We start from the raw sequence: 21,351 nt of genomic DNA on the forward strand, positions 1-21,351 counted from the left end.
CAGGCGAACCGTCTGAGGAAGCCCCCCTCCACCAGCTTCGCTGGTCCCCCTCCCGTGCCGGGGAGGAGCTTGCGTCGCCTACCGTCCTCCCGTACCGCGCCTTCAAAAGGAGATGATGCGATGGCCGGTATGGGCAAGTTCGACTGGGCCGATCCCTTCCTGCTCGACGACCAGTTGAGCGAGGACGAGCGGATGATCCGCGATACCGCGCGGAGCTATGCGCAGGACAAGCTCGCGCCGCGGATCGTCGAGGCGTTCCGGACCGAGCACACCGATCCCGCGATCTTCCGCGAGATGGGCGAGCTGGGCCTGCTCGGGCCGACGCTGCCCGAGGAATATGGCGGCGTCGGTGCGGGTTACGTCGCCTACGGGCTCGTCGCGCGCGAAGTGGAGCGGATCGATTCGGGCTATCGCTCGATGATGAGCGTGCAGTCGAGCCTCGTGATGTATCCGATCTTCGCTTATGGATCGGAGGCGCAGAAGCGCGCCTTCCTGCCCAAGCTGGCGAGCGGCGAATACATCGGCTGCTTCGGGCTGACCGAGCCCGATGCCGGCTCCGACCCCGGCGGCATGACGACGCGGGCGCGCAAGGTCAACGGCGGCTACGTCCTGTCCGGCGCCAAGACCTGGATTTCGAACAGCCCGATCGCGGACGTCTTCGTCGTCTGGGCGAAGTCGGACGCGCATGGCGGCGCGATCCGCGGCTTCGTGCTGACCAAGGACATGAAGGGGCTGTCGGCGCCCAAGATCGAGGGCAAGCTGTCGCTGCGCGCCTCGATCACCGGCGGGATCGTCATGGAGGACGTCGCGGTCGGCGAGGATGCGCTATTGCCCAATGTCGAGGGGCTGAAGGGGCCGTTCGGCTGCCTCAACCGCGCGCGCTACGGGATCAGCTGGGGCGCGCTGGGCGCAGCGGAATTCTGCTTCCATGCCGCACGCCAATATGGCCTCGACCGCAAGCAGTTCGGCACGCCGCTCGCCGGGCGGCAGCTCTATCAGAAGAAGCTCGCCGATATGGAGACCGAGATCGCGCTCGGGCTGCAGGCGTCGCTGCGCGTCGGCCGGCTGATGGACGAAGGGCGGTTCGCGCCGGAGATGGTGAGCCTCGTCAAGCGCAACAACGTCGGCAAGGCGCTGGAGATCACGCGGATGAGCCGCGACATGCATGGCGGCAACGGCATCTCCGGCGAATATCAGGTGATGCGCCACATGATGAACCTCGAGACGGTCAATACCTATGAGGGGGCGCACGACGTGCATGCGCTGATCCTGGGGCGGGCGATTACCGGGATCGCGGCGTTTTGAGGCTGATGCGCCCACAGGAGCAGCGCGGTGGCTGACCACCCGCTGGCCGGGCTCAAGGTGCTCGAACTCGCGCGTATCCTCGCCGGTCCGTGGGCGGGACAGGTGCTCGCCGATCTCGGCGCCGAGGTGATCAAGGTCGAGAGCCCGGCGGGCGACGACACCCGCGCCTGGGGCCCGCCGTTCGTCGACTATGGCGACGGGACGCGGGATGCCGCCTATTTCCACGCCTGCAACCGCGGCAAGACCAGCCACGTCATCGACTTCACCACGGCTGAGGGCCAGCAGCGCGTCCGCGCGCTCGCGGCCGAGGCCGACGTGGTGATCGAGAATTTCAAGGTCGGCGGGCTGGTCAAATACGGGCTCGATTATGCCAGCCTGTCTGCCGACAACCCGCGCCTCGTCTATTGTTCGATCACCGGTTTCGGGCAGGATGGGCCCTACGCACCGCGCGCCGGCTATGATTTCATCGTGCAGGGCATGAGCGGGATGATGGACCTGACCGGCGACCCCGACGGTGCGCCGCAGAAGATCGGCGTCGCGATGGCCGACATCACCACCGGCCTCTACGCGGTGATCGCAATCCAGGCGGCGCTGGCGATGCGGGAGCGGACCGGACGCGGCCAGTGGATCGATATGGCGCTGCTCGACACGATGACCGGCGTGCTCGCCAACCAGGCGGCGAATTATTTTGCCAGCGGCGTCACGCCGGCGCGGGTCGGCAATGCGCATCTCAACGTCTGCCCCTATGCGGTGTTCGAAACGGCGGACGGCTGGTTCATCCTCGCGGTCGGCAACGATGGCCAGTTCCGCCGCTTCTGCGCGGTGGTCGGCATGGATGCGGACGATCCGCGCTACGCCAGCAACGCGCTGCGGCTGGCGCACCGCGACGAATTGTTCGCCGCGATCACCACGGCGACGCGCCGGTTCGCGCGCGACGCATTGCTCGCGCAGCTCGATGCGGCGGGCGTTCCGGCCGGGCCGATCAACACCGTGAAACAGGCGCTCACCGATCCGCAGGTGCTGGCGCGCGGGCTGGTGCTCGACCAGGCACCGATCCGCGGGCTGCGCACGCCGATCCGCTTCTCGGACGCGGCGCTGGCGACCGGCCGCCCGGCACCGCGGCTGGGCTCGGGCGATTCGGCCGAGCCGGTTCAGCCGAAGCGATAGGCCGACACCGCCCAGCCGAGCACGACGTCGCGATAGTCGCACACCGCCGTCCCCTCGCCGCCCGCGCCGAGCGCGACCATCAGCGGCAACAGATGTTCGGCGTCGGGATGCGCGAATCGGGCGTGGGGCAGCCCCTCCCAGTCGATCACCCGCGCCGCGCGGCGTTCCGGATCGGGATCGGTGACCGCGGCGGTGAGCGCCGCGTCCCATGCGCCAGCGACCGGCGTCACCTGCGGCCCGCGCGCCCGCAGATTGTGGAAGCTCATCCCCGATCCGACGATCAGCACACCCTCGTCGCGGAGCGGGGCGAGCGCCCGCCCGATCGCGACATGCGCTGCCGGGTCGAGGTCGGCGCGCAGCGACAGTTGCGCCAGCGGGATGTCGGCGGTGGGATCGGCGACCATCATCGGGATGAACACGCCATGGTCCCAGCCGCGCGTCGCCTCCTCGCCGACCGGATAGCCCGCACCGCGCAGTAGCGCCGCGGCACGTCGCGCGATATCGGGGGCGCCCGGCGCATCCCAGCGCAGGCGATAGGTATGTTCGGGGAAGTTGTGATAGTCGAACAGCAGCGACGGTCGCTCGCCGACATGGACAGTGAGATCCGGCGTCTCCCAATGGCCTGAGACCATCAGGATCGCGCGCGGCCGTTCGGGCAGCGTGGCGAGCAGGCCGGCGAGATAGGCCTGCATCGGCCGCCACATCGGATCGGGCGGGCCACCGGCCGGGTCCATGAAGAAGCAGGGGCCGCCGCCATGCGGCACGAACAGCGTCGGAAGCGTCATGCCGGCAAGGTCGCGCCTCGCAGCCCGTACCGCAATCATCTGGATCGAAACGCCGCGTTTCGCCTAAGAGGCGCCATGTCGCGCCTCACGGTCAACAACCAGCCGGTCGAATACCGGCTCGATCCCGCCACGCCCCTGCTGTGGGCGCTGCGCGACGCCTCGAACCTGACCGGCACCAAATATGGCTGCGGCACCGGTGACTGCGGCGCGTGCACGGTCGATGTCGACGGGCGCGCCATGCTGTCGTGCCGGGTCGCGATCGGATCGGTCGAGGGCAGCTACGTCACCACGGTCGAGGGCCTGTCGCGCGAACGCAACCACCCGCTGCAGCTTGCTTTCATCGCCGCCAACGTGCCGCAATGCGGCTTCTGCCTTCCCGGCATCCTGATGGCCGCCGCGGTGCTGCTCAAGCACAATCCCGATCCCGGCGAGGCCGATATCCGCGGCGCGATCCGCAACCTGTGCCGCTGCGGCGTCTACCCGCGGCTGGTCGAGGCGATCCAGCGCGCCGGCCGTGCGGCACGCGGCGAGGAGACGATCCCCGCCGGCGCGCGGCCCGGCATCGATCCCGCCGATGCGGCGCGGGTCGTGCCGGCGCTGGTTCCGCCGCCGGCCGCCGCCGCGCGCGACAAGCTGTCGGAACGCTGACGATCCAATTCAGCTTGGCCACATCGCGGCGTCGCTAGAAGGGGTCATCATCGGAGCCGGCTCGTGCGCCGGCGGGTTGAGGACGAACAGGATGAAGACCGTGATCAAGGCGTTGCTGGCGGCTTCGATGCTGATGCCGGCGGCCGCACAGGCGCAGGACGACCGCGGCGGCTGGGATCAGCGCGGGCCGGGGCCGGAGCGCGGACCGCGGCCGGACCGCGGGCCGCGCCCGGATGCCGGGCCGCGACCGCAGCCGTCGGGCGATCTCGGCTGGCAGGCGCAGGGGCGCGCCGAGCGGCCGCAGCCCGGCGACTTCGGTCCGGATCGCGGTCCCCCGCCGCCGCGTGACGGGCGCGACGGCGGGCCGGGCTTCCGCGACGACCGTCCCGATCCCGAGCGTGGACCGCGGCCGGATCGCGATGGCCCGCGCCCCGGCGATCGCGGCCCGAACGTCGGCTGGGGCAATGTCGGCCGCGGCAACGTCGGCCGCGCCAACGACGGTCGCGCCAACGATGGTCGCGGATGGGACGAGCGGCGCTTCGACGATCGCGGACCGGCGGCACGCGACTGGCGCGCAGGCCAGCGCGGCGGTGTCTGGGATCGCGGCTGGCGCGACGACGATCGTTATGACTGGAACCGCTATCGCGCGGTGAACCGCGGTGCGTATCGCCTGCCGCGTTATTACGCGCCGTCGGGCTGGGGCCGCGGCTATCGCCGGTTCGGGGTCGGCGTGCCGCTGTCGCCGGTGCTGTTCAGCCGCGCCTATTGGATCGGCGATCCCTATGCCTATCGCCTGCCCGAGGCCTATGGCCCGTATCGCTGGGTGCGCTATTACGACGATGCGCTGCTGGTCGACCTGCGTAGCGGGTTGGTGATCGATACGGTCTACGGCATCTTCTATTGATCGGGCGGGGCGTTACCCTGCTTTGAAGGTTGTCTTTGCGGCGCGGCGACGGCATTTTCCGGCCATGTTCGCCCGTCGCAAAGCGCCCGCCCCCTCCCCGCTGCGCCAGCAGGCCGGCGCCCGTGTCGCGCAGCGGCTCGACACCAATCCCGCGGTGACCCGCGCCGAGGTGCCGGCGATCCAGATCTATTATCAGCTCGACTTCCTCGATGCGGCGCAATGCGCGACGCTGATCGCGATGATCGACGCCAATCGCAGGCCGTCGTCGCTGCTGTCCGATCGCGCCGACCCGGGCTTCCGGACCAGCGAGAGCTGCGACATGAACCGCTATGCGCCCGAAGTGCAGCCGATCGACGAGGCGATCGCCGCGCTGCTCGGCCTGCCCGCCGATCACGGCGAGACGTTGCAGGGCCAGCGCTATGCCGCCGGGCAGCAATTCCGCGCGCATCACGATTATTTCCACGAGACCGAGAGCTATTGGGAGCAGATGCAGACGTCGGGCGGGCAGCGCACCTGGACGACGATGATCTACCTCAACGACGTCGCGGAAGGCGGCGCGACGTGGTTCCCGCAGGCCGGCTTCAAGATCGCGCCGCGGCAGGGACTGCTGCTCGCCTGGAACAACATGAATGCGGACGGCACGCCGAATACGGCGACGCTGCACGAGGGGACGGCGGTGGTGGAGGGGACGAAATATATCGTCACCAAGTGGTTCCGCGAGCGCTCCTGGCTCAAGCGGTCCAATTGACCCGATGTTATGGGGTGGGAGCCGGGACGACCCGCGGCGAAATCGTTGCGGCTGCTTCCTTCCGGACCTGACCGGGTTGGCGACGACCACGTCCGCCCGACTCCCGCGCAAGCCTATGGCGACGTACGGCCGCGGGATCAAGGGGTGAGTTGGCTCAGCGTTCCATGCGGTTGAGCGCGACCAGCATCTCGAACACGTCGAGATCGAGCGCCTCCTTGAAGCGGCAGCCGGCGGTGAAATCCTCCGCCCAGCGGATCTCGGCGGCGATGCAGCCGGCCCCCGGCAGCGTCAGCCAGATCATGCTGTGGCGGACGAGCGGGCAATAGGTCTGCAGCCGCGCGCCGTGCAGCGAGATATCGATGACCTTGCACAAGGTCCGATGCGCCTTGTCGATCTCCCCAACGAACGAAGCCGGCGCACGCGGAACGCGGCGCCGGCCGTAGGTCAATGCAGGTTCGAACTCTGCCGCGAACATGACCACGGTCTAGCGAGACCATGGTTATGTTTGCGTAAACGAGCCGATCAGCTCTTGCGGAGGGTGAGCCCGCCGCCGAAACGCTTGTTGAAGCGGGCGACCTGGCCGCCGGCATCGAGCATCGTGCCGCGACCACCGGTCCAGGCGGGGTGCGCCAGCGGATCGATGTCGAGCTGCATCGTATCGCCTTCCTTGCCCCAGGTGGAGCGGGTTTCGAACACGGTGCCGTCGGTCATCTGGACCTTGATCATGTGGTAGTCGGGATGGGTATCTTTCTTCACGCCGATGCGCTCCTGATGCGGCTGGTTCCGACCAGCCTGGAAGAGAAGCGGCGCCCGTAGATGAGCGCCGCGGGATTGTCAAAGATCGTCGGGCTCAGCGTTTGGGCGGATCAGCGATCATCGCGGTGAAATTGGCCTCTGCGACGACCTGTCCGTCGATCTTCGCGACGCCGGCGAACTTGCACACCGAACTGCGCTTCTGGACGAAGCTCGCCTCCAGGCGCAGCAGCACGCCCGGTTCGACCGGCTTGCGGAACTTGGCGCCGTCGATCGCCATGAAATAGACGAGCTTGCCCGAACCGGCGAGGCCGAGGCTCTCGACCGCAAGGATGCCGGCGGCCTGCGCCAGCGCCTCGACGATCAGCACGCCGGGCATGATCGGCCGGCCGGGGAAATGCCCCTGGAAGAAGCCTTCGTTGATCGTCACCGCCTTGATGGCCGCGATCGACCGGTCGAGGATGATCTCCTCGACCCGGTCGACCAGCAGCATCGGGTAGCGATGCGGCAGGGCCGCCATGACCCGCCCGATATCGAGCGGCCCCATGGTCGTGCCCTGCTGGGTTGCATCTTCGCTCACCCGTGCAGCCTTAGCGGCCCTGCGGCGTGGCGCGCGGCGCAGCGCCGGCGGCCGGTGCCGGGGTGCCGGCGGCGGGAGCGGGTGCGCCGGCCTGCTGACGACGGGCGGCGTTCGCATAGACGAGCTGGCGATATTGCTGGAGCAGCTCGACCGTCTGCTGCTGCGGCTGCCAATTGGCCGGCGGGGTGATCGAGACGGTCGGCGTGCTGCGATCGATCTCGGCGATGATGTCGCGGGTCACATCGGTCGCCGGCGGCGCGTACTGGATCGCGTTCGGCGCGAGCACGACGGTGATCTTCTTGGCGGCGACGACGGCGCGCAGCGCCGGGTCGTATTTGGCGGTGATCTGCTCGAGCGCATAGGCCTGCGCCTTGATCGCCGGACCCTGCAGCGTTTCGATGTTCGGCTGCGCCTTCTGCTGCGCGGCGCGGACCTGGTTGCCGATCGCGCTGTTCTGCGCCTCGGCGGCGGCGGCTTCGGCCTGGCTGACCTGGCCGTCCTTGTTGGTGTCGAGCAGCGCGCGCAGCTGCGTGTTCAGCGCGGTCTGCGCGGCCGCGGCCTGATCGAGCTGCGTCTTGTAGGTGGTCGAGATCTGCTGGTTGGCAGCGTCGAACGCCTTGGCGCTGAAGATCGCCGCATCGGCCTGCGCCGTGGCGATACCCGCCGTCTGCGCGGTCGCGGCACCGGCCGCCAGCGCGATCGAAGCGCCGGCGAGTGCCGCCAGCGAAGTCTTGGTGAACGTCTTCATTAGAACTGAGTCCCCACGTTGAAGGTAATAAGCTTGGGATCGTCACCCTTCTGCGTGACGAGCGCCTTGGCAAGGTCGATCCGCAACGGACCGAACGGCGAAGTCCAGTTGACGCCGATGCCGATGCTGACGCGCGGCGTCGCACTGCTGGCGTAATAGGTTTCCTTGAAGGGCGAAATCGCCGACTGATACGAGATCGCGTTGGTCGAGCTGCCGGCGCAGGCGCCGCCGAGCGTCTCCGAATAACCGATCGCGCAGGTCGTGAAGGCCCCCGCTCCCGCCGTCGCCCCGGTCGGCACCTGATAAAGCTGGCGACCCGACGAATCGAGCAGCAGGCGCTGGATCGGCAGCACGGTGACGTTGCCCGCGGCATCGGTGATCGTCGGGAAGCTCGCGGTCGGCAGCGGACGGGTCAGGCCGAACAGGCTGCCCGCCTGGACGTAGATCGACGGACGCAGGCCGAGTTCGCGCGCACCGGCACCCAACGGAATCTCCAGCTCGGCACGGGCGAGGTAATAAGCGCGGCCACCGAGCGCGTCGTCGACGAGCTGGTCGCGATCGGTGACGAGGATCTGCTTACCCGTCGTCGTATCGACCGTATATTGCTGACGCTGGACGCGCGGGCCGACGCCGCGGATGTCGAAGCCGCGGAACTGCGGTTCGCCGAGGTAGAAGCGATCGGTGATGCGGATGCGGTCGACGCCCTCGCCGCGGCTGCCCTCGAGCGACTTGATATAGCCCGCCTCGCCGACCAGCGAGCCGATGAAGCCCGAGCCGACGTTGACGAACTTCGAGCCTTCGAGCCGGGTACGGATATATTTCACGTCGCCGCCGAGGCCGGCGAAATCCTGGCTGAAGCTCAGCCGCTGGCCCGCGGTCGGGCGCAGGCGGCTGTTGAGGCTGTCGTAGATCAGCGAATAGCCGACCGACGAGGTCCAACGGTTGCCGATCGCCTCGCAGAGATAGCGGCCGGCCTTGAGCGGATCGCAGGCGCCGTCGGTGAAATAGGTCGACTGGTCGAGCCCGACCTCGTCGTAGGACAGGCCGTAGCGGCCGGCGAGCGACCAATATTCGGTCAGCGGCACGCCCATGCGGACCTGGAAGCCGGTCGACACCTGCGAATAGGTGGTCTGGCGCTGCGTGCCGATATAGTTGAACGAATTGTAATCGCGGCGGAACACGTCGACGCCGACCGCGACGTTCTTGTCGAACAGATAGGGTTCGGTGAAGCCCAGCTCGATCGACTTCGAATAGGTCGAATAATTGACGCCGGCGCGCAGCACCTGGCCCTTACCGCGGAAGTTGTTCTGCGTGATATTGGCCTGGATGATGAAGCGTTCGAGGCTGGAATAGCCGACCGAGAGCTGAAGCTCGCCGGTGCTCTTCTCTTCGAGCGTGGTATCGAGGATGATGCGATCGGGGGTCGACCCGGGGGTCTGCTTGATCTCCATCTTGTCCTGGAAGAAGCCCAGCGAGTTGATGCGATCCTGCGAACGCTTGACCTGGAAGCTGTTGAACGCGTCACCTTCGGCGAGACGGATCTCGCGGCGGATCACCTTGTCCTGTGTCTGCGTATTGCCGTTGATGTCGATCCGCTCGACATAAGTGCGCTGCGCCTGCGCGATGTGGAAGTTCAGCCCCATCGTCAGCGTGTCGGGGTCGCGCGCGTAATCGGGCTGCACGTCGGTGAAGGCGTAGCCGAACAGGCCGGCCGCCTCGCTCAGCTGGTCGATCGACGTTTCGACCAGCTTGGCGTTGTACCAATCGCCCTTCTTGACCGGCAGCGACGCCGCCAGCTTCTTGTTGTCGAAGTCGCGGATCTCGCTGTCGACGGTGACGTCGCCGAATTTGTAGCGCTTACCCTCTTCGACCACATAGGTGATGATGAAGTCGCGCTTGTCCGGGGTCAGCTCGGCGACCGCCGAGGTGACGCGGAAATCGGCATAGCCTTCGGTCAGATAGAATTGCCGCAGCTTCTGCTGATCGTAGTTCAGGCGATCCTGATCGTAGGAGGTGTTGGACGAGAGCAGACGGAACCAGCGTGATTCCTTGGTGACCATCTCCCCGCGCAATTTGCCGTCGTTGAAGATCTCGTTGCCGATGATGTTGATCTGGCGGACCTTGGACTTCGGCCCTTCGGTGATCTCGAACACCACGTCGACGCGATTCTGGTCGAGGCTGACCATCTTCGGGCTGATCACCGCGGCGAAGCGGCCCTGGCGGCGATACAATTCGATGATCCGCGAAACGTCCTGACGAACCGCGGTGCGGGTGAAGATCTGCCGCGGCGCGAGCTTGATCTCCTTGGTGATCTTGTCGCTCTTGAGCGCCTTGTTCCCCTCGAGGATCACGCGGTTGATGATCGGATTCTCGCGGATGCGCAGCACGATGTCGCCGGTCTCGACACCCGCGATAGAGAATTCGACGAACAGGTCCGACGCCTGCAGGTCCTTTAACGCCTGATCCAGCGTTTCGGCGGTATAGGGGATGCCGACGCGCAGCTTGGTATAGGACAGCACCGTCTCGGGCTCGATGCGCTGCGAACCCTCGACGCGCAGCGTCTTGATCGTGCGCACCACGGCCGGCGTCGCGGCCTGCGCCGCCGCCGGGGCGGCCGGCGTGGCTGGCGTGCGGGCGGCACGCGCCGGCGTGCGAGCGCCGGCCGGCGCGCGTGTGGGAGCCGGCGTCGGCGTCGGCGTCGGCGTTGCGGTCGGTGTCGCGGCGGGCGAATCGGCAGCCGGCGCGGCGGGCTGCTGCGCCGCCGGTTCGGGCGCGGTCTGCGCCATCGCCGGCATGCCCGACAGCATCGTGCCGGCCAGCAACGCGGCGCTCACCGGCGCGAACTTGGTACTCTTCATCGCTGTCACTCAACCCACCCCAAATACGTCAGGATACCAATATCCGCCGGGACGCAGGCGCCTGCCCTGCCCCAGACCGGTCAGCCGATCAAGCCGGCCAGCCGCTGCCACAGACCGACTGCACTCAAATCGTTGAAGGTCACGATCAGCATCAGCGCCAATACCGCGGCCAGACCACCGCGGAATGCCCATTCCTGCACCCTGGGTTCGAGGGGCCGGCGGCGGATGGCCTCGATCGCATAGAAGAAGAGGTGTCCGCCATCGAGCATGGGTACTGGCAGCAGATTGATGAACCCCAGATTGATCGACAGCATCGCTACCAGCCACACGAAGGCCGACACGCCAAGCGCCATCTGTTCGCCCGAGATCTTGGCGATCCGGATCGGCCCGCCGAGCTCGTCGATCGAGCGGCGGCCGCTGATGATCTGGCCGAGCGTCTCAAGCGTGCCCGAGATGATATCGACGGTCATCCGCACGCCCGCCGCCGGCGCCTCGATCAGGCCGACCGGCGCGAGCACCGGATCGCCGCTGCCAATGCCGATGCGACCGATGCGATATTCGTTGCCGAAGCGATCGCGCTGGTGGACGACGCCGATCGCCAGCGGCCGCTCGAACGCCTTGCCGTCGCGGGCGACGCGCAGCGTCACCTGCTCGCCCGGCCGGATCAGCGCGTAGCGTGCGACGTCGGTGAAGCTCTCGATCGCACGGCCGTCGATCGACAGGATGCGATCCCCCGGTTGCAGGCCCGCCTTCGCGCCGGGGGCACCGGCGATCACCGTGCCGACCACCGCCGGGGTACGATCGACGCCGTAATGGTGCGCGAAGCCGGCAAGGATCAGCACCGCGAGGATCAGGTTGATCGCCGGCCCGGCGGCGACGATGATCGCCCGCTGCCACAAGGGCTTGGCCTGAAAGGTCAGCGCGCGTTCGGCGGCGGGGAGCGCCAGCCACGCGGCATCGGGCTGGCTCGCCGGGTTCATGTCGCCGGCGAACCGCACATAGCCGCCGAGCGGCAGCCAGCCGAATTTCCAGCGGGTGCCGCGCGAATCGGTGATGCCGGCGATCTCGCGGCCGAAACCGATCGAGAACGCCTCCGCCTTCACGCAGAACAGCCGGCCAGCGAGATAATGGCCCATTTCGTGGATGAAGACGAGCGGGCCGATCGCGCAGAGGAACGCGAGCGCGGCCATCAGAACGCCGGGAGACTGGATCAAGCTAGGCAATCCTTCACGCGCGAACCTCTACACGCCCCTTAGCATGTTCCCGAATACGCTCGTCCGCCATTCGTCGCGCCTCGCCGTCGATGGCGAGGACCGCCTCCAGCGTCTCCGGAGCCGGCGGATCGTAACGATCCAGCGTATCGGCGACGATTGCGGCAATTTCGAGGAAGCCGATGCGCCGGTCGAGAAACGCGGCGACGGCGATCTCGTTGGCGGCGTTGAGGATGGCGGGACGCGCGCCGCCCGCCTCCAGCGCGTCGCGCGCCAGCTTGAGCGCCGGGAAGCGCACGGGATCGCACGCCTCGAAGTCGAGCCGGCCGATCGCGACGAGATCGAGCGGCGCCATCGGCGTCGCCATCCGCTCAGGCCAGGCGAGCGTATGCGCGATCGGCACGCGCATGTCGGAGGGACCGAGCTGCGCGAGCATCGAGCCGTCGACATAATCGACCATCGAGTGGATCACCGACTGGCGGTGCATCACCACCTCGATCCGCTCGTGCGGGACCGGGAAGAGGCGCGCCGCCTCGATCAATTCCAGCCCCTTGTTCATCATCGTCGCGCTGTCGATGCTGATCTTGGCGCCCATCGACCAATTGGGATGCGCGACCGCCTGTTCGACGGTGACGTCGGCCATCTGCTCGCGCGACCAGTCGCGGAACGGGCCGCCGCTGGCGGTGAGGATGATGCGCCGCACCCCCTCGGGCCGGGCGAAGTCGAAACATTGGTAGATGGCATTGTGTTCGCTGTCCGCGGGCAGCAGCGTCGCGCCCGAGCGCGCGGCGGCGGCGAGGATCACCTCGCCCGCCGACACCAACGGCTCCTTGTTGGCGAGCACCACAGTACCACCGTGGCGGATCGCCGCCATGACGGGTTCCAGCCCGGCGCAGCCGACGATCGCGCCCATCGTCCAGTCGGCCCCCGCCGCGGCGTCGCAGATCGCCTGCCGCCCCGCGGCGACCTGCGTGACCGTACCGGCGAGTGCGTCGCGCAGCGCGGGCAGGCAGGATTCGTCGGCGACCACCGCAAGCTCCGCTCTGGTGCGGCGCGCCGCGGCGGCGAGCTTGCCGACGTCGCCGTTCGCGGTGAGCGCGCGGACCTTGAAGCGGTCGGGTTCGCGCTCGACGAGATCGAGCGTGGAGGTGCCGACCGAGCCGGTCGCACCGAGGATTGAGACGCTTTTCATGTCAGAAGGCGAGCGGCACGACGACGAGCAGCGCCGCGACCGGCATCACCGGAACGACGCCGTCGAGACGGTCGAGGAAGCCGCCATGGCCGGGAATGACGCTGCCCGAATCCTTGACGCCGGCGCGGCGCTTGAGGTGGCTTTCGTAGAGGTCGCCGGCCTGCGCGAGGATCGCGAGCAGCGGCGTCGCGAGCACGAAGCGCAACGGGAGGAGGTAAAACTGGTGCATCGCCGCGGCGACGATCGTCGCGAGCACGATACCGCCGATCAGGCCGGCCCAGGTCTTGTTGGGGCTGATCGACGGCGCCAATTTGGGGCCACCGATGCTGCGACCCGCGAAATAGGCGCCGATATCGGTCGACCAGACGAGGCTCAGCGCCCAGAGCGCGTTGCGCAGGCCGTCGGGCTCGTGCCGGATCAGCAGCAGCGCATAGATCGGCAGGCCGCAATAGAGCACCCCCGCGCCCAATTGCGGGCGGCGGCTGATGATCGTCAGGAAGAAGAAGGCGCCGACCAGCAGCCCGAGCGCGAAGAAATCCGGGCCGGCGGCGAGCGGGCACATGATCGCCAGCGGCACCGACAGGACATATTGGCCGAGCCGCTTGGTCTTCGGATCGGCGCCGTGGAGATCGCTCCACTCCGCCATCATGAACACGCCCGCGGTGACGACGAGCAGCCAGAAGACGAAGCCGCCGAGCGCCAGCGCGACCAGCGCGAGCGCGATCAGGCCCAGCCCGGTGAGCGTACGGGTCGCAAGCTCCGAGGGGCGCTTGCCGGCGGGCGCGTCGCTCACAGGCCGCCGTAGCGCCGCTGGCGCTGCCCGAAGGCGGCGATGGCGTCGGCGAGCGTGTCGGCGCTGAAATCGGGCCAGAGCGTGTCGATGAACAGCAGCTCGGCATAGGCCGCCTGCCACAATAGGAAGTTCGACAGCCGCTGCTCGCCCGACGAGCGGATGACGAGGTCGAGCGGCGGCAGATCGGCGGTGTCGAGCTCCGCCTCGATATGCTCGGCGGTGATCGCGCTCGCCTCGATCTCGCCCGCGGCGGCGCGTGCGGCGAGCCGGCGGGTGGCGGCGACCAGCTCTGCCTGCGACCCGTAATTGAGTGCGATCACTAGGATCGGGCCGGTATTGGCGGCGGTCTTGGCCATCGCATCGTCGACCAGCGCGACCAGGTCGGGCGCGAAGCGGCGATAGTCGCCGATGATGCGCAGCCGCACGTTCTCCGCGACCAGCTCGGCGAGATCGCTGCGGATGAACAGCCGCAGCAGCCCCATCAGCGCGCCGACCTCATCCTCGGGACGGCGCCAATTCTCGCTGGAGAAGGCGTAGAGCGTCAGCGCCTCGACGCCCATCGCGCGCGCCGCGCGGGTGACGCGGCGCACCGCCTCGACCCCGGCCTTGTGACCGGCGACGCGCGGCAGGTGCCGCGCCTTCGCCCAGCGGCCGTTGCCGTCCATGATGATCGCGACGTGACGCGGCACCGGCCCCGTGTCCGGGACCGCCGCCAGCGACGCAACCGAGGCCGCCGTCGGACTCACTTTCCGAGGATTTCCTTTTCCTTCGCCGCGGCGGCCGCATCCAGCTCGGCGACCGTCGCGTCGGTGAGCTTCTGCACCTCGGTCTCGTGGCGCTTGCGCTCGTCCTCGCTGATGACGCCCTTCTTCTCGTCGGTCTTCAGATTGTCCATGCCGTCGCGCCGCACGTTGCGGACGGCGATGCGCGCGCCCTCGGCATATTTGCCGGCGAGCTTGGCGAGTTCCTTGCGGCGATCCTCGGTGAGATCGGGGATCGGCAGGCGCAGCGTCTGGCCGTCGTTGATCGGGTTGAGGCCGAGGCCCGCGGAGCGGATCGCCTTTTCGACCGGGCCGACGTTCGACTTGTCCCACACCTGCACCGACAGCATGCGCGGCTCGGGTACCGAGACGGTGGCGACCTGCACCAACGGCATGTGGCTGCCGTACACCTCGACCGTCACCGGATCGAGCAAGGCGGTGGAGGCGCGGCCGGTGCGCAGGCCGTTGAGGTCGTGCTTGAGCGCCTCGACGGCGCCGGCCATCCGGCGCTCGAGATCGGCCTTGTCATAGGCTGCCATGGTCTACTCCTGTTCGTTCTGGACGACCGTCGAGATGCCATCACCGTTGAGAACCGCGGCGAAATTGCCGTGCTCACGAATGTTGAAGACGACGATCGGAATGTTGTTGTCGCGGCACAGCGCGATCGCGCTCGCGTCCATGACCTTGAGGTCGTCGGACAGCACCTTGGAATAGCTGACCGTGGCATAGCGCGTCGCGGTCGGCACCTTCTTGGGATCGGCATCGTAGACGCCGTCGACCGAGGTGCCCTTGAACAGCGCATCGCACTTCATCTCGGCGGCGCGCAGCGCGGCACCGGAATCGGTGGTGAAGAACGGGCTGCCGACGCCGGCGGCGAAGATCACGATCCGCCCCTTTTCGAGGTGGCGTTCGGCGCGGCGGCGGATGAACGGCTCGCACACCGACGCCATCGGGATCGCCGACTGGACGCGCGTTTCGACGCCGATCTGCTCGAGCGCATTCTGCACCGCGAGCGCATTCATCACCGTGGCGAGCATGCCCATATAATCACCCGTCGCCCGCTCCATGCCACGCGCGGCACCGGAGATGCCGCGGAAGATGTTGCCGCCACCGACGACGATGCAGAGCTCATAGCCCTGCGCCTTGACGTCGGCGATCTCCTCCGCGACGCGCGCGGTCACGGCGGGGTCGATGGACAGGCCACCGCCCTCGCCCATCAGCACTTCGCCGGACAGTTTCAACAAGATGCGTTTGAAGCGCGGCGCGAACGTCATAAGTTCCTATCGCTGGTGGGAGAAAGCGGGTCGGACCTTAGGCGTACGCGCGCGCCGGGGCAACCTTCGGCTGCGCGGATGTGGACGGTCGTCGATATCCCGGACCGGACGCGCGGCGGTGAGAACCCGGAGCCTTCGCCGGGCACCAGCGCGGGTGCGGTACCGACGGCGCCACGCGCTCGCCTCGTCGACTGTCGCGGCATGTAGCTGATTTCGCCGGATTTTCGGGCAAACTGGGATCTTCCGATCCGTTGACCTCCAATGAAAGACTCCGATTAAACGTGCATTATCCAGCAAATTCAACGTGATTGAATAGGCTAGCCGCCACAGGTCTCCGCTGGGGCATACGGGGGCAAGTTTTCGATCATGTGGCAGACGGCACGCACCGTCGTCGGACGGGCAGCGGCGGTGACGGCGCTCGCCATCGGCGGATCGGCGCAGGCACAGGACATAGCCGCCCCGGCCTGGACGCTCGCGGCGACCTACAAGGCCGATGTCGCCGGGGTCGCGTCCGGCGGGCTCGACACCGGGATACGAATGCTCGACGACCTCTATATCGCCGGCAAGGTCGACCTGGACGCCGCCTTTGGCTGGAAGCGGGCACAGGCGCACGCCTCGTTGCTCAACAACCTGGGTGGCCAACCCAATGGGCTCGCGGGGTCGATCCAGGGCATCGACAATATCGAGGTCGCGGATCGCCGGCTCAAGCTCTACGAGGCCTGGCTGGAACAGGGGATCGGCGGCGATGCGACGCCGCGCACCGGGCTGTACGACGTCAACAGCGAATTCTACCAGAACGAAGCTGCGGGGCTGTTGGTGTCGCCGATGTTCGGCGTCGGATCGGAACTGGCGGCGACGGGCGTCAACGGACCGGCGATCTTTCCGTCGACCGCGCTCGCCGCACGCTTCCGCGTGACGAGCGCGCGAAGCTATGGCGCGTTCGCCGTCGTCAATGCGCATGCCGGCACGATCGGCGACGACGACGGCATCGATCTGTCCGGTCGCGACGGCGCATTGCTGATCGGCGAGGCGGGCTGGACCGGCAGCGGCCAGTTCGCGATCGGCGCGTGGCGCTACACCTGCAAACAGCCCGCGATCCTTTCGCCGGGCCTCACCGTCGGGCCCGGCACGCACGTATCGCGGGGCGTCTATCTGCTCGGCGAGCACGATCTGCTCGGCACCGTCGCAGGGCCGCGTCATCTGATCGGCTTTTTGCGCTTGGGATTGTCGGAGGGGCGGACCACGCCGTTTCGCGGCGGCTGGCAGGGCGGATTGCTGCTCCAGCGCCTTTTCGCCGCACGACCGGCGAGTGCGCTGTCGGTCGGCGCGGGTAGCGGCATGTTGTCACGCAGCTACCGCCGCAGCCAGCCGGCCGGGCTCGGGCAGATCGAGACGATCTACGAGGCAACCTACAGCGACGAACCGGTTCACGGCGTGTCGCTGCAGCCCGACATCCAATATGTCGTCCACCCGTCAGCGGATCCGACGATCCGCAATGCGCTGGTGCTCGCGCTCCGGGTTACGATCGGATGGACGAGCAACTGAGCGAGGACGGTGGCGGGCCCAGCGGCTTAGCGCCGCACCCGCATCGCCACCTCCCGCAACGAAAAAGGGCGCCGCGCTGGATGCGCGACGCCCTTCGTTCGATTGCGTGGCGCGCCGCAGCGTGCCGGCCGGATCAGACCTTCTGCGCGACGCCCGAGGCGGCGGCGACTTCGGCGGCGAAGTCGGACGTTTCCTTCTCGATGCCTTCGCCGAGCTGGAAGCGGACATAGTCCTTCAGCACGATCGACGCGCCGGCATCCTTGGCCGCCTTGGCGACGACGTCGCTGATCTTGGTCTTGCCGTCCATGACGAACAGCTGGCTGACCAGCGCATGCTCCTTGCGGAACTTGGCGATGCCGCCTTCGACCATCTTGGCGATGATGTCGGCGGGCTTGCCCGAATCGGCGGCCTTCTCGGTCGCGATCGCGCGCTCGCGCTCGATCTCGGCCTCGTCGAGGTCTTCCTCATTCAGCGCCTTCGGGAACGCAGCGGCGATATGCATCGCGATCTGCTTGCCGAGACCCTGGAGTACCTCGTCCGACGCGTCCGATTCGAGCGCGACGAGCACGCCGATCTTGCCGAGACCCGGCGACGCCTGGTTGTGGACGTAGGACACGACCGCACCCTGCGACACTTCGAGACGACGCGCGCGGCGCAGCGACTGGTTCTCGCCGATCGTGGCGATGTTGTTGGTCAGCACTTCGGCAACGGTGGTGCCCGACGGCATCGCCTCGGCCTTGAGCGCCTCGATATCGCCGCCGGTGGCGAGCGCGATCTGCGTCACTTCGCGGACGAAATCCTGGAACTGGTCGTTCTTGGCGACGAAGTCGGTTTCCGAATTGACTTCGACCGCGGCGCCCTTGGTGCCGGCGGTGGCGACGCCGACGAGACCCTCGGCGGCGGTGCGGCTCGACTTCTTCTGCGCGGCCGCGAGGCCCTTGGTACGCAGCCAGTCCAGCGCGGCGTCCATGTCGCCGCTCGTCTCGTTGAGCGCCTTCTTGCAATCCATCATGCCCGCGCCGCTCTTCTCGCGCAGGTCCTTGACCATCGCTGCGGTGATATCAGCCATGTTGCATATTCCTTGTTCTGAATGTGTTTACGGGCGAGGCAGGGCGCCGCCCTACCCCGCCCGCATGACGGTTCGACGACGGCGGTTACGCGTCGATCTGGCGCTCGGCCTCGGCGCCCGCACCCTCGACCGTGCCGGCAGCCTGCTGCTCCGGCTCGGGGGTCGGGACGGTCAGCGCTTCCTCGACCGGGGCGACATCCTGCGCACCGAGGTCGACGCCGCGGCGCGACTGCTGCTCCTGGTTGCCGCGGGTCGCCGCGATGGCGATCGCTTCGCAATACAGGCGGATGGCGCGGCTCGCGTCGTCGTTCGCCGGCACCGGGAAAGCGATGCCGTCGGGCGAGACGTTCGAATCAAGGATCGCGACGACGGGGATGCCGAGCGTGTTGGCTTCCTTGATCGCCAGCTCTTCCTTGTTCGCGTCGATCACGAACATGACGTCGGGCACGCCGCCCATGTCGCGGATGCCGCCAAGCGACATTTCGAGCTTGTCCTTCTCACGGGTGAGCTGGAGCACTTCCTTCTTGGTGAGGCCGTGCGTGTCGCCCGAGAGCTGTTCTTCGAGCGTCTTGAGGCGCTTGATCGAGTTGCTGATCGTTTTCCAGTTGGTGAGCATGCCGCCCAGCCAGCGGTGGTTGACGAAATGCTGGCCCGAACGGCGCGCCGCATCGGCGACGGCGTCCTGCGCCTGGCGCTTGGTGCCGACGAACAGCACCTTGCCGCCACCGGCGACCGACGACGAGACGAACTCAAGCGCGCGGGCGAAGAGGGGAACGGTCTGCGACAGGTCGAGGATGTGGACGCCGTTGCGGTCGCCGAAGATGTAAGGCTTCATCTTCGGGTTCCAGCGGTGGGTCTGGTGGCCGAAGTGCGCACCGGTCTCGATGAGCTGCTGCATGGTGACGACGGGTGCCGCCATAGGATAATTCCTTCCGGTTAAGCCTCTGGGAAGCGGATGACGCGGACCTTGCGGTCGCACGCACCGGGCTATGTTGCTTCCCATGCGGGGTTTGAGGGCTGCGCCACTAGCCGCAGCGGCGGCAAAAGGCAAGCGTTCCGTTCCGCTTGACAGTGGAACGTAGGTGGAACATAAAGCGTCCAGACAGTGGACACGGTGAGTCTATCCCAGTTTAGCGGCGCTGCGGCATCGCTAAATCGGCGAATATGGACACAGCGGGGAACTCACTGATTAAACAATGGTTAAGCGAGTTATCCACAGGTTGCTCGCGCGCCTGCCAGGGAGTCGTTTCGATGGTTGCAGTCGTCAGTGTTCTCGTATTTTCCGGTGCGTTCCTCGTTGCCGTCGGCGTGATCGCCGCGACGGTCGCGCCGCAATGGCAGCGCATCGTCCGCCTCGCCGCCGGCCATATCGAACCCGCATTCGCGCCATTGTCGCAGCTCGCCTCGGCCGAGCGCCGCATCGCCGTCAGGCGCTGGGCGTCGGCTCCGGTTCCGGCAGGCGTTCGCCGCCTGCGCGCTGCCGCCTGATCTTGGCGTAACTGGCGACGCTGAACGGGATCGTGATCAGGTAACCGACACAGATCGCGCTCAGCGTATGCCACGGCGCCGAAACGAGCGCCGCGCCGAGCAGGACGACGCCGGCAATCGCCTCGAACCGGATCGTCCGGCGCAGGCGGAGCGAGCCCCAGGAGAAGGTGGCGACGCTCGACACCATCAGCATCGCGATGAACGCGACCCAGATCGCGACGATATACGGGTTGGCGAAGATCGGCTGGTCGGTCCAGAACCAGAAATAGAGCGGCAGCATCGCAAGGCCCGCCCCGGCGGGTGCGGGAACGCCGGTCAGGAAGCCCGCGGATTTGTGCGGCTGGTCGTCAGCGTCGATCGCCGCGTTGAAGCGGGCGAGACGCAAGGCGCAGAACACCGCTAGGATCAGCGCACTGATCCAGCCGAGACGCGGCAGCGCGGCAAGCGACCAGAGATACATGATCAGCGCCGGCGCCACGCCGAACGAGATCGCGTCGGACAGCGAATCGAGTTCGGCACCGAAGCGGCTTTCGCCGTGGAGCATGCGGGCGATGCGGCCATCGAGACCGTCGAGCACGCCGGCGATCATGATCATCGTCACCGCGCTCTGCCATTCGCCGCCGATCGCGAAGCGCACGCCGCTGAGGCCCGAGCAGAGCGCGAGCGCGGTGACGGCATTGGGGGCGACTGCGCGCAGCGGCAGCCCGCGCGGACGGCGGGGCAGCCGACGCGGCAGGCGGCGGGCGGCATCGGGGGTGGAGTCGCGCGGTTCCATTTACTTGCCGATCATTGTGCGATGCCGGTGACGGGCACGCCGCCGGCGCGACCGATGACGGTCTCGCCGGCGATCGAGCGCTGGCCGAGCGTCACTTGCGGGATGATGTCGTCGGGCAGGAAGACGTCGACGCGGCTGCCGAAGCGGATCAGGCCGATCCGCTGGCCGGTCGCGACCATGTCGCCCGGCTTGACGAAGGGGACGATACGGCGTGCGACGAGTCCGGCGATCTGCGTGAAGCCGATGCGCCGCCCGTCCCGCCCCTCGACGACGATATGCTGGCGTTCGTTCTCGTCGGACGCCTTGTCGAGATCGGCGTTGAGGAATTTGCCGCTGATATAGACGACCTGGCGGATCGTACCGGCGATCGGCGTGCGATTGATATGCACATCGAACACCGACATGAAGATCGAAACCCGCGTCAGCGGCGCCTCGCCGAGTTCGCCGACCAGTTCGCGCGGCACCGCCACCCGCTGGATCATCGTGACGAGCCCGTCGGCGGGCGCGACGACGAGACCGTCGCCGACCGGCGTGGTGCGGATCGGATCGCGGAAGAAGGTCAGCACCCAGACGACGACGGCGAGCAACGGCCAGAACAGCACCTTGGTGATCACCGTCGCGAGCAAAGTGATGCCGAGCGCGATGGTGGCGTATTTGTGACCCTCGGGATGGACGGAGGGGAAGCGCCACTTCACCGTGGTCGTCGGCAGCGGGGTGGTCGGTGGCTTTTCGAGCGATGGCATAACC

23 protein-coding genes and 1 other RNA gene are annotated in these 21,351 nt (G+C 67.6%); 7 read left to right on the top strand and 17 right to left on the bottom strand.

Annotation, left to right across the window (positions count from 1 at the left end; translation table 11 throughout):
* The first annotated feature begins 120 nt into the window (after window positions 1-120).
* Window positions 121-1,305 (top strand): acyl-CoA dehydrogenase, encoded by a 1,185-nt coding sequence (locus SFC76_RS10915; protein WP_322849503.1) that lies wholly within the window; start codon window positions 121-123, stop codon window positions 1,303-1,305.
* Window positions 1,306-1,332: 27 nt separating this feature from the next.
* Entirely contained in the window at window positions 1,333-2,472 is a 1,140-nt protein-coding gene (locus SFC76_RS10920) for a CaiB/BaiF CoA-transferase family protein (RefSeq protein ID WP_322849504.1), read from the top strand.
* On the opposite strand, the gene SFC76_RS10925 is transcribed toward SFC76_RS10920, so the two are convergent.
* Entirely contained in the window at window positions 2,457-3,257 is an 801-nt protein-coding gene (locus tag SFC76_RS10925) for a class III extradiol ring-cleavage dioxygenase (RefSeq protein ID WP_322849505.1), read from the bottom strand. The two genes, SFC76_RS10920 and SFC76_RS10925, sit on opposite strands and share 16 nt — an antisense overlap.
* 75 nt (window positions 3,258-3,332) lie before the next feature.
* Here SFC76_RS10925 and SFC76_RS10930 point away from each other — a divergent pair, with 75 nt between their 5' ends.
* From SFC76_RS10930 to SFC76_RS10940, 3 genes are all read left to right on the top strand, one after another.
* Window positions 3,333-3,905 carry a (2Fe-2S)-binding protein gene (locus SFC76_RS10930; protein WP_322849506.1) on the top strand — a complete coding sequence of 191 codons (573 nt, stop codon included), beginning with the start codon at window positions 3,333-3,335 and terminating at the stop codon, window positions 3,903-3,905.
* A 91-nt stretch (window positions 3,906-3,996) separates the two neighbouring features.
* Window positions 3,997-4,809 carry an RcnB family protein gene (locus tag SFC76_RS10935; protein WP_322849507.1) on the top strand — a complete coding sequence of 271 codons (813 nt, stop codon included), beginning with the start codon at window positions 3,997-3,999 and terminating at the stop codon, window positions 4,807-4,809.
* 64 nt (window positions 4,810-4,873) lie between these two features.
* Window positions 4,874-5,557 carry a 2OG-Fe(II) oxygenase gene (locus SFC76_RS10940; protein WP_322849508.1) on the top strand — a complete coding sequence of 228 codons (684 nt, stop codon included), beginning with the start codon at window positions 4,874-4,876 and terminating at the stop codon, window positions 5,555-5,557.
* 10 nt (window positions 5,558-5,567) lie between these two features.
* Here the strand turns inward: SFC76_RS10940 and ffs are convergent.
* The 12 genes from ffs to pyrH all read right to left on the bottom strand — a co-directional run bounded on the left by ffs (window position 5,568) and on the right by pyrH (window position 15,727).
* An RNA gene (gene ffs / locus SFC76_RS10945) (signal recognition particle sRNA small type) lies at window positions 5,568-5,665 on the bottom strand.
* A gap of 46 nt (window positions 5,666-5,711) precedes the next feature.
* Window positions 5,712-6,032: a PilZ domain-containing protein gene (locus SFC76_RS10950; RefSeq protein ID WP_322849509.1), complete on the bottom strand. Its 321-nt coding sequence runs from the start codon at window positions 6,030-6,032 to the stop codon at window positions 5,712-5,714.
* A 47-nt stretch (window positions 6,033-6,079) separates the two neighbouring features.
* Complete coding sequence (rpmE, locus tag SFC76_RS10955; RefSeq protein ID WP_037535430.1) at window positions 6,080-6,313, bottom strand: 50S ribosomal protein L31; 234 nt, start codon at window positions 6,311-6,313, stop codon at window positions 6,080-6,082.
* Between the two features lie 94 nt (window positions 6,314-6,407).
* Window positions 6,408-6,857 carry a 3-hydroxyacyl-ACP dehydratase FabZ gene (gene fabZ, locus SFC76_RS10960; RefSeq protein ID WP_322849778.1) on the bottom strand — a complete coding sequence of 150 codons (450 nt, stop codon included), beginning with the start codon at window positions 6,855-6,857 and terminating at the stop codon, window positions 6,408-6,410.
* 43 nt (window positions 6,858-6,900) lie between these two features.
* A complete protein-coding gene (locus tag SFC76_RS10965) occupies window positions 6,901-7,638 on the bottom strand; it encodes an OmpH family outer membrane protein (RefSeq protein WP_322849510.1) in 738 nt (245 codons plus the stop codon).
* The gene (gene bamA / locus SFC76_RS10970) at window positions 7,638-10,496 is read right to left on the bottom strand and encodes an outer membrane protein assembly factor BamA (protein WP_322849511.1); all 2,859 of its coding nucleotides are present in this window, start codon (window positions 10,494-10,496) and stop codon (window positions 7,638-7,640) included. Before bamA ends, SFC76_RS10965 begins: the two co-directional genes overlap by 1 nt.
* A gap of 80 nt (window positions 10,497-10,576) precedes the next feature.
* Entirely contained in the window at window positions 10,577-11,710 is a 1,134-nt protein-coding gene (rseP, locus tag SFC76_RS10975; RefSeq protein WP_322849512.1) for an RIP metalloprotease RseP, read from the bottom strand.
* 13 nt (window positions 11,711-11,723) lie between these two features.
* Window positions 11,724-12,899 (bottom strand): 1-deoxy-D-xylulose-5-phosphate reductoisomerase, encoded by a 1,176-nt coding sequence (locus SFC76_RS10980; protein ID WP_322849513.1) that lies wholly within the window; start codon window positions 12,897-12,899, stop codon window positions 11,724-11,726.
* Window position 12,900: 1 nt separating this feature from the next.
* Window positions 12,901-13,692 carry a phosphatidate cytidylyltransferase gene (locus SFC76_RS10985; protein WP_322849514.1) on the bottom strand — a complete coding sequence of 264 codons (792 nt, stop codon included), beginning with the start codon at window positions 13,690-13,692 and terminating at the stop codon, window positions 12,901-12,903.
* Window positions 13,689-14,438 (bottom strand): isoprenyl transferase, encoded by a 750-nt coding sequence (locus SFC76_RS10990; RefSeq protein ID WP_322849515.1) that lies wholly within the window; start codon window positions 14,436-14,438, stop codon window positions 13,689-13,691. The genes SFC76_RS10985 and SFC76_RS10990 overlap by 4 nt, the downstream gene beginning before the upstream one ends.
* Window positions 14,435-14,992, bottom strand: a complete 558-nt coding sequence (frr, locus tag SFC76_RS10995; RefSeq protein WP_322849516.1) for a ribosome recycling factor — start codon at window positions 14,990-14,992, stop codon at window positions 14,435-14,437. Before frr ends, SFC76_RS10990 begins: the two co-directional genes overlap by 4 nt.
* A gap of 3 nt (window positions 14,993-14,995) precedes the next feature.
* Complete coding sequence (gene pyrH, locus SFC76_RS11000; RefSeq protein WP_322849517.1) at window positions 14,996-15,727, bottom strand: UMP kinase; 732 nt, start codon at window positions 15,725-15,727, stop codon at window positions 14,996-14,998.
* A 366-nt stretch (window positions 15,728-16,093) separates the two neighbouring features.
* Between pyrH and SFC76_RS11005 the strand changes: the two genes are divergently transcribed.
* Window positions 16,094-17,272, top strand: a complete 1,179-nt coding sequence (locus tag SFC76_RS11005) for a carbohydrate porin (RefSeq protein WP_322849518.1) — start codon at window positions 16,094-16,096, stop codon at window positions 17,270-17,272.
* A gap of 133 nt (window positions 17,273-17,405) precedes the next feature.
* On the opposite strand, the gene tsf is transcribed toward SFC76_RS11005, so the two are convergent.
* Together tsf and rpsB are read right to left on the bottom strand one after the other, a co-directional pair.
* Window positions 17,406-18,341, bottom strand: coding sequence for a translation elongation factor Ts (tsf, locus tag SFC76_RS11010; protein WP_322849519.1), 936 nt, complete (start codon window positions 18,339-18,341; stop codon window positions 17,406-17,408).
* Window positions 18,342-18,426: 85 nt separating this feature from the next.
* A complete protein-coding gene (gene rpsB, locus SFC76_RS11015) occupies window positions 18,427-19,260 on the bottom strand; it encodes a 30S ribosomal protein S2 (RefSeq protein ID WP_322849520.1) in 834 nt (277 codons plus the stop codon).
* Between the two features lie 332 nt (window positions 19,261-19,592).
* Between rpsB and SFC76_RS11020 the strand changes: the two genes are divergently transcribed.
* Complete coding sequence (locus SFC76_RS11020) at window positions 19,593-19,829, top strand: hypothetical protein (protein WP_322849521.1); 237 nt, start codon at window positions 19,593-19,595, stop codon at window positions 19,827-19,829.
* Here the strand turns inward: SFC76_RS11020 and SFC76_RS11025 are convergent.
* Both SFC76_RS11025 and SFC76_RS11030 read right to left on the bottom strand, forming a co-directional pair.
* Window positions 19,768-20,604: a phosphatidylcholine/phosphatidylserine synthase gene (locus SFC76_RS11025; RefSeq protein WP_322849522.1), complete on the bottom strand. Its 837-nt coding sequence runs from the start codon at window positions 20,602-20,604 to the stop codon at window positions 19,768-19,770. The genes SFC76_RS11020 and SFC76_RS11025 overlap by 62 nt on opposite strands.
* 11 nt (window positions 20,605-20,615) lie before the next feature.
* A complete protein-coding gene (locus SFC76_RS11030; RefSeq protein ID WP_322849523.1) occupies window positions 20,616-21,347 on the bottom strand; it encodes a phosphatidylserine decarboxylase in 732 nt (243 codons plus the stop codon).
* Window positions 21,348-21,351 lie beyond the last annotated feature (4 nt).

Source organism: Sphingomonas sp. CD22, from assembly GCF_034556155.1.
Taxonomy (GTDB): Bacteria; Pseudomonadota; Alphaproteobacteria; order Sphingomonadales; family Sphingomonadaceae; genus Sphingomonas.

Bases quoted from the DNA above. Each gene is read 5' to 3' on its own strand.
- SFC76_RS10915 (WP_322849503.1), top strand. From the start codon at position 121: ATGGCCGGTATGGGCAAGTTCGACTGGGCCGATCCCTTCCTGCTCGAC.
- SFC76_RS10925 (WP_322849505.1), bottom strand. From the start codon at position 3,257: ATGACGCTTCCGACGCTGTTCGTGCCGCATGGCGGCGGCCCCTGCTTC.
- SFC76_RS10930 (WP_322849506.1), top strand. From the start codon at position 3,333: ATGTCGCGCCTCACGGTCAACAACCAGCCGGTCGAATACCGGCTCGAT.
- SFC76_RS10935 (WP_322849507.1), top strand. From the start codon at position 3,997: ATGAAGACCGTGATCAAGGCGTTGCTGGCGGCTTCGATGCTGATGCCG.
- SFC76_RS10940 (WP_322849508.1), top strand. From the start codon at position 4,874: ATGTTCGCCCGTCGCAAAGCGCCCGCCCCCTCCCCGCTGCGCCAGCAG.
- SFC76_RS10950 (WP_322849509.1), bottom strand. From the start codon at position 6,032: ATGTTCGCGGCAGAGTTCGAACCTGCATTGACCTACGGCCGGCGCCGC.
- fabZ (WP_322849778.1), bottom strand. From the start codon at position 6,857: ATGGGGCCGCTCGATATCGGGCGGGTCATGGCGGCCCTGCCGCATCGC.
- SFC76_RS10965 (WP_322849510.1), bottom strand. From the start codon at position 7,638: ATGAAGACGTTCACCAAGACTTCGCTGGCGGCACTCGCCGGCGCTTCG.
- bamA (WP_322849511.1), bottom strand. From the start codon at position 10,496: ATGAAGAGTACCAAGTTCGCGCCGGTGAGCGCCGCGTTGCTGGCCGGC.
- SFC76_RS10980 (WP_322849513.1), bottom strand. From the start codon at position 12,899: ATGAAAAGCGTCTCAATCCTCGGTGCGACCGGCTCGGTCGGCACCTCC.
- frr (WP_322849516.1), bottom strand. From the start codon at position 14,992: ATGGCAGCCTATGACAAGGCCGATCTCGAGCGCCGGATGGCCGGCGCC.
- pyrH (WP_322849517.1), bottom strand. From the start codon at position 15,727: ATGACGTTCGCGCCGCGCTTCAAACGCATCTTGTTGAAACTGTCCGGC.
- SFC76_RS11005 (WP_322849518.1), top strand. From the start codon at position 16,094: ATGTGGCAGACGGCACGCACCGTCGTCGGACGGGCAGCGGCGGTGACG.
- tsf (WP_322849519.1), bottom strand. From the start codon at position 18,341: ATGGCTGATATCACCGCAGCGATGGTCAAGGACCTGCGCGAGAAGAGC.
- rpsB (WP_322849520.1), bottom strand. From the start codon at position 19,260: ATGGCGGCACCCGTCGTCACCATGCAGCAGCTCATCGAGACCGGTGCG.
- SFC76_RS11020 (WP_322849521.1), top strand. From the start codon at position 19,593: ATGGTTGCAGTCGTCAGTGTTCTCGTATTTTCCGGTGCGTTCCTCGTT.
- SFC76_RS11025 (WP_322849522.1), bottom strand. From the start codon at position 20,604: ATGGAACCGCGCGACTCCACCCCCGATGCCGCCCGCCGCCTGCCGCGT.
- SFC76_RS11030 (WP_322849523.1), bottom strand. From the start codon at position 21,347: ATGCCATCGCTCGAAAAGCCACCGACCACCCCGCTGCCGACGACCACG.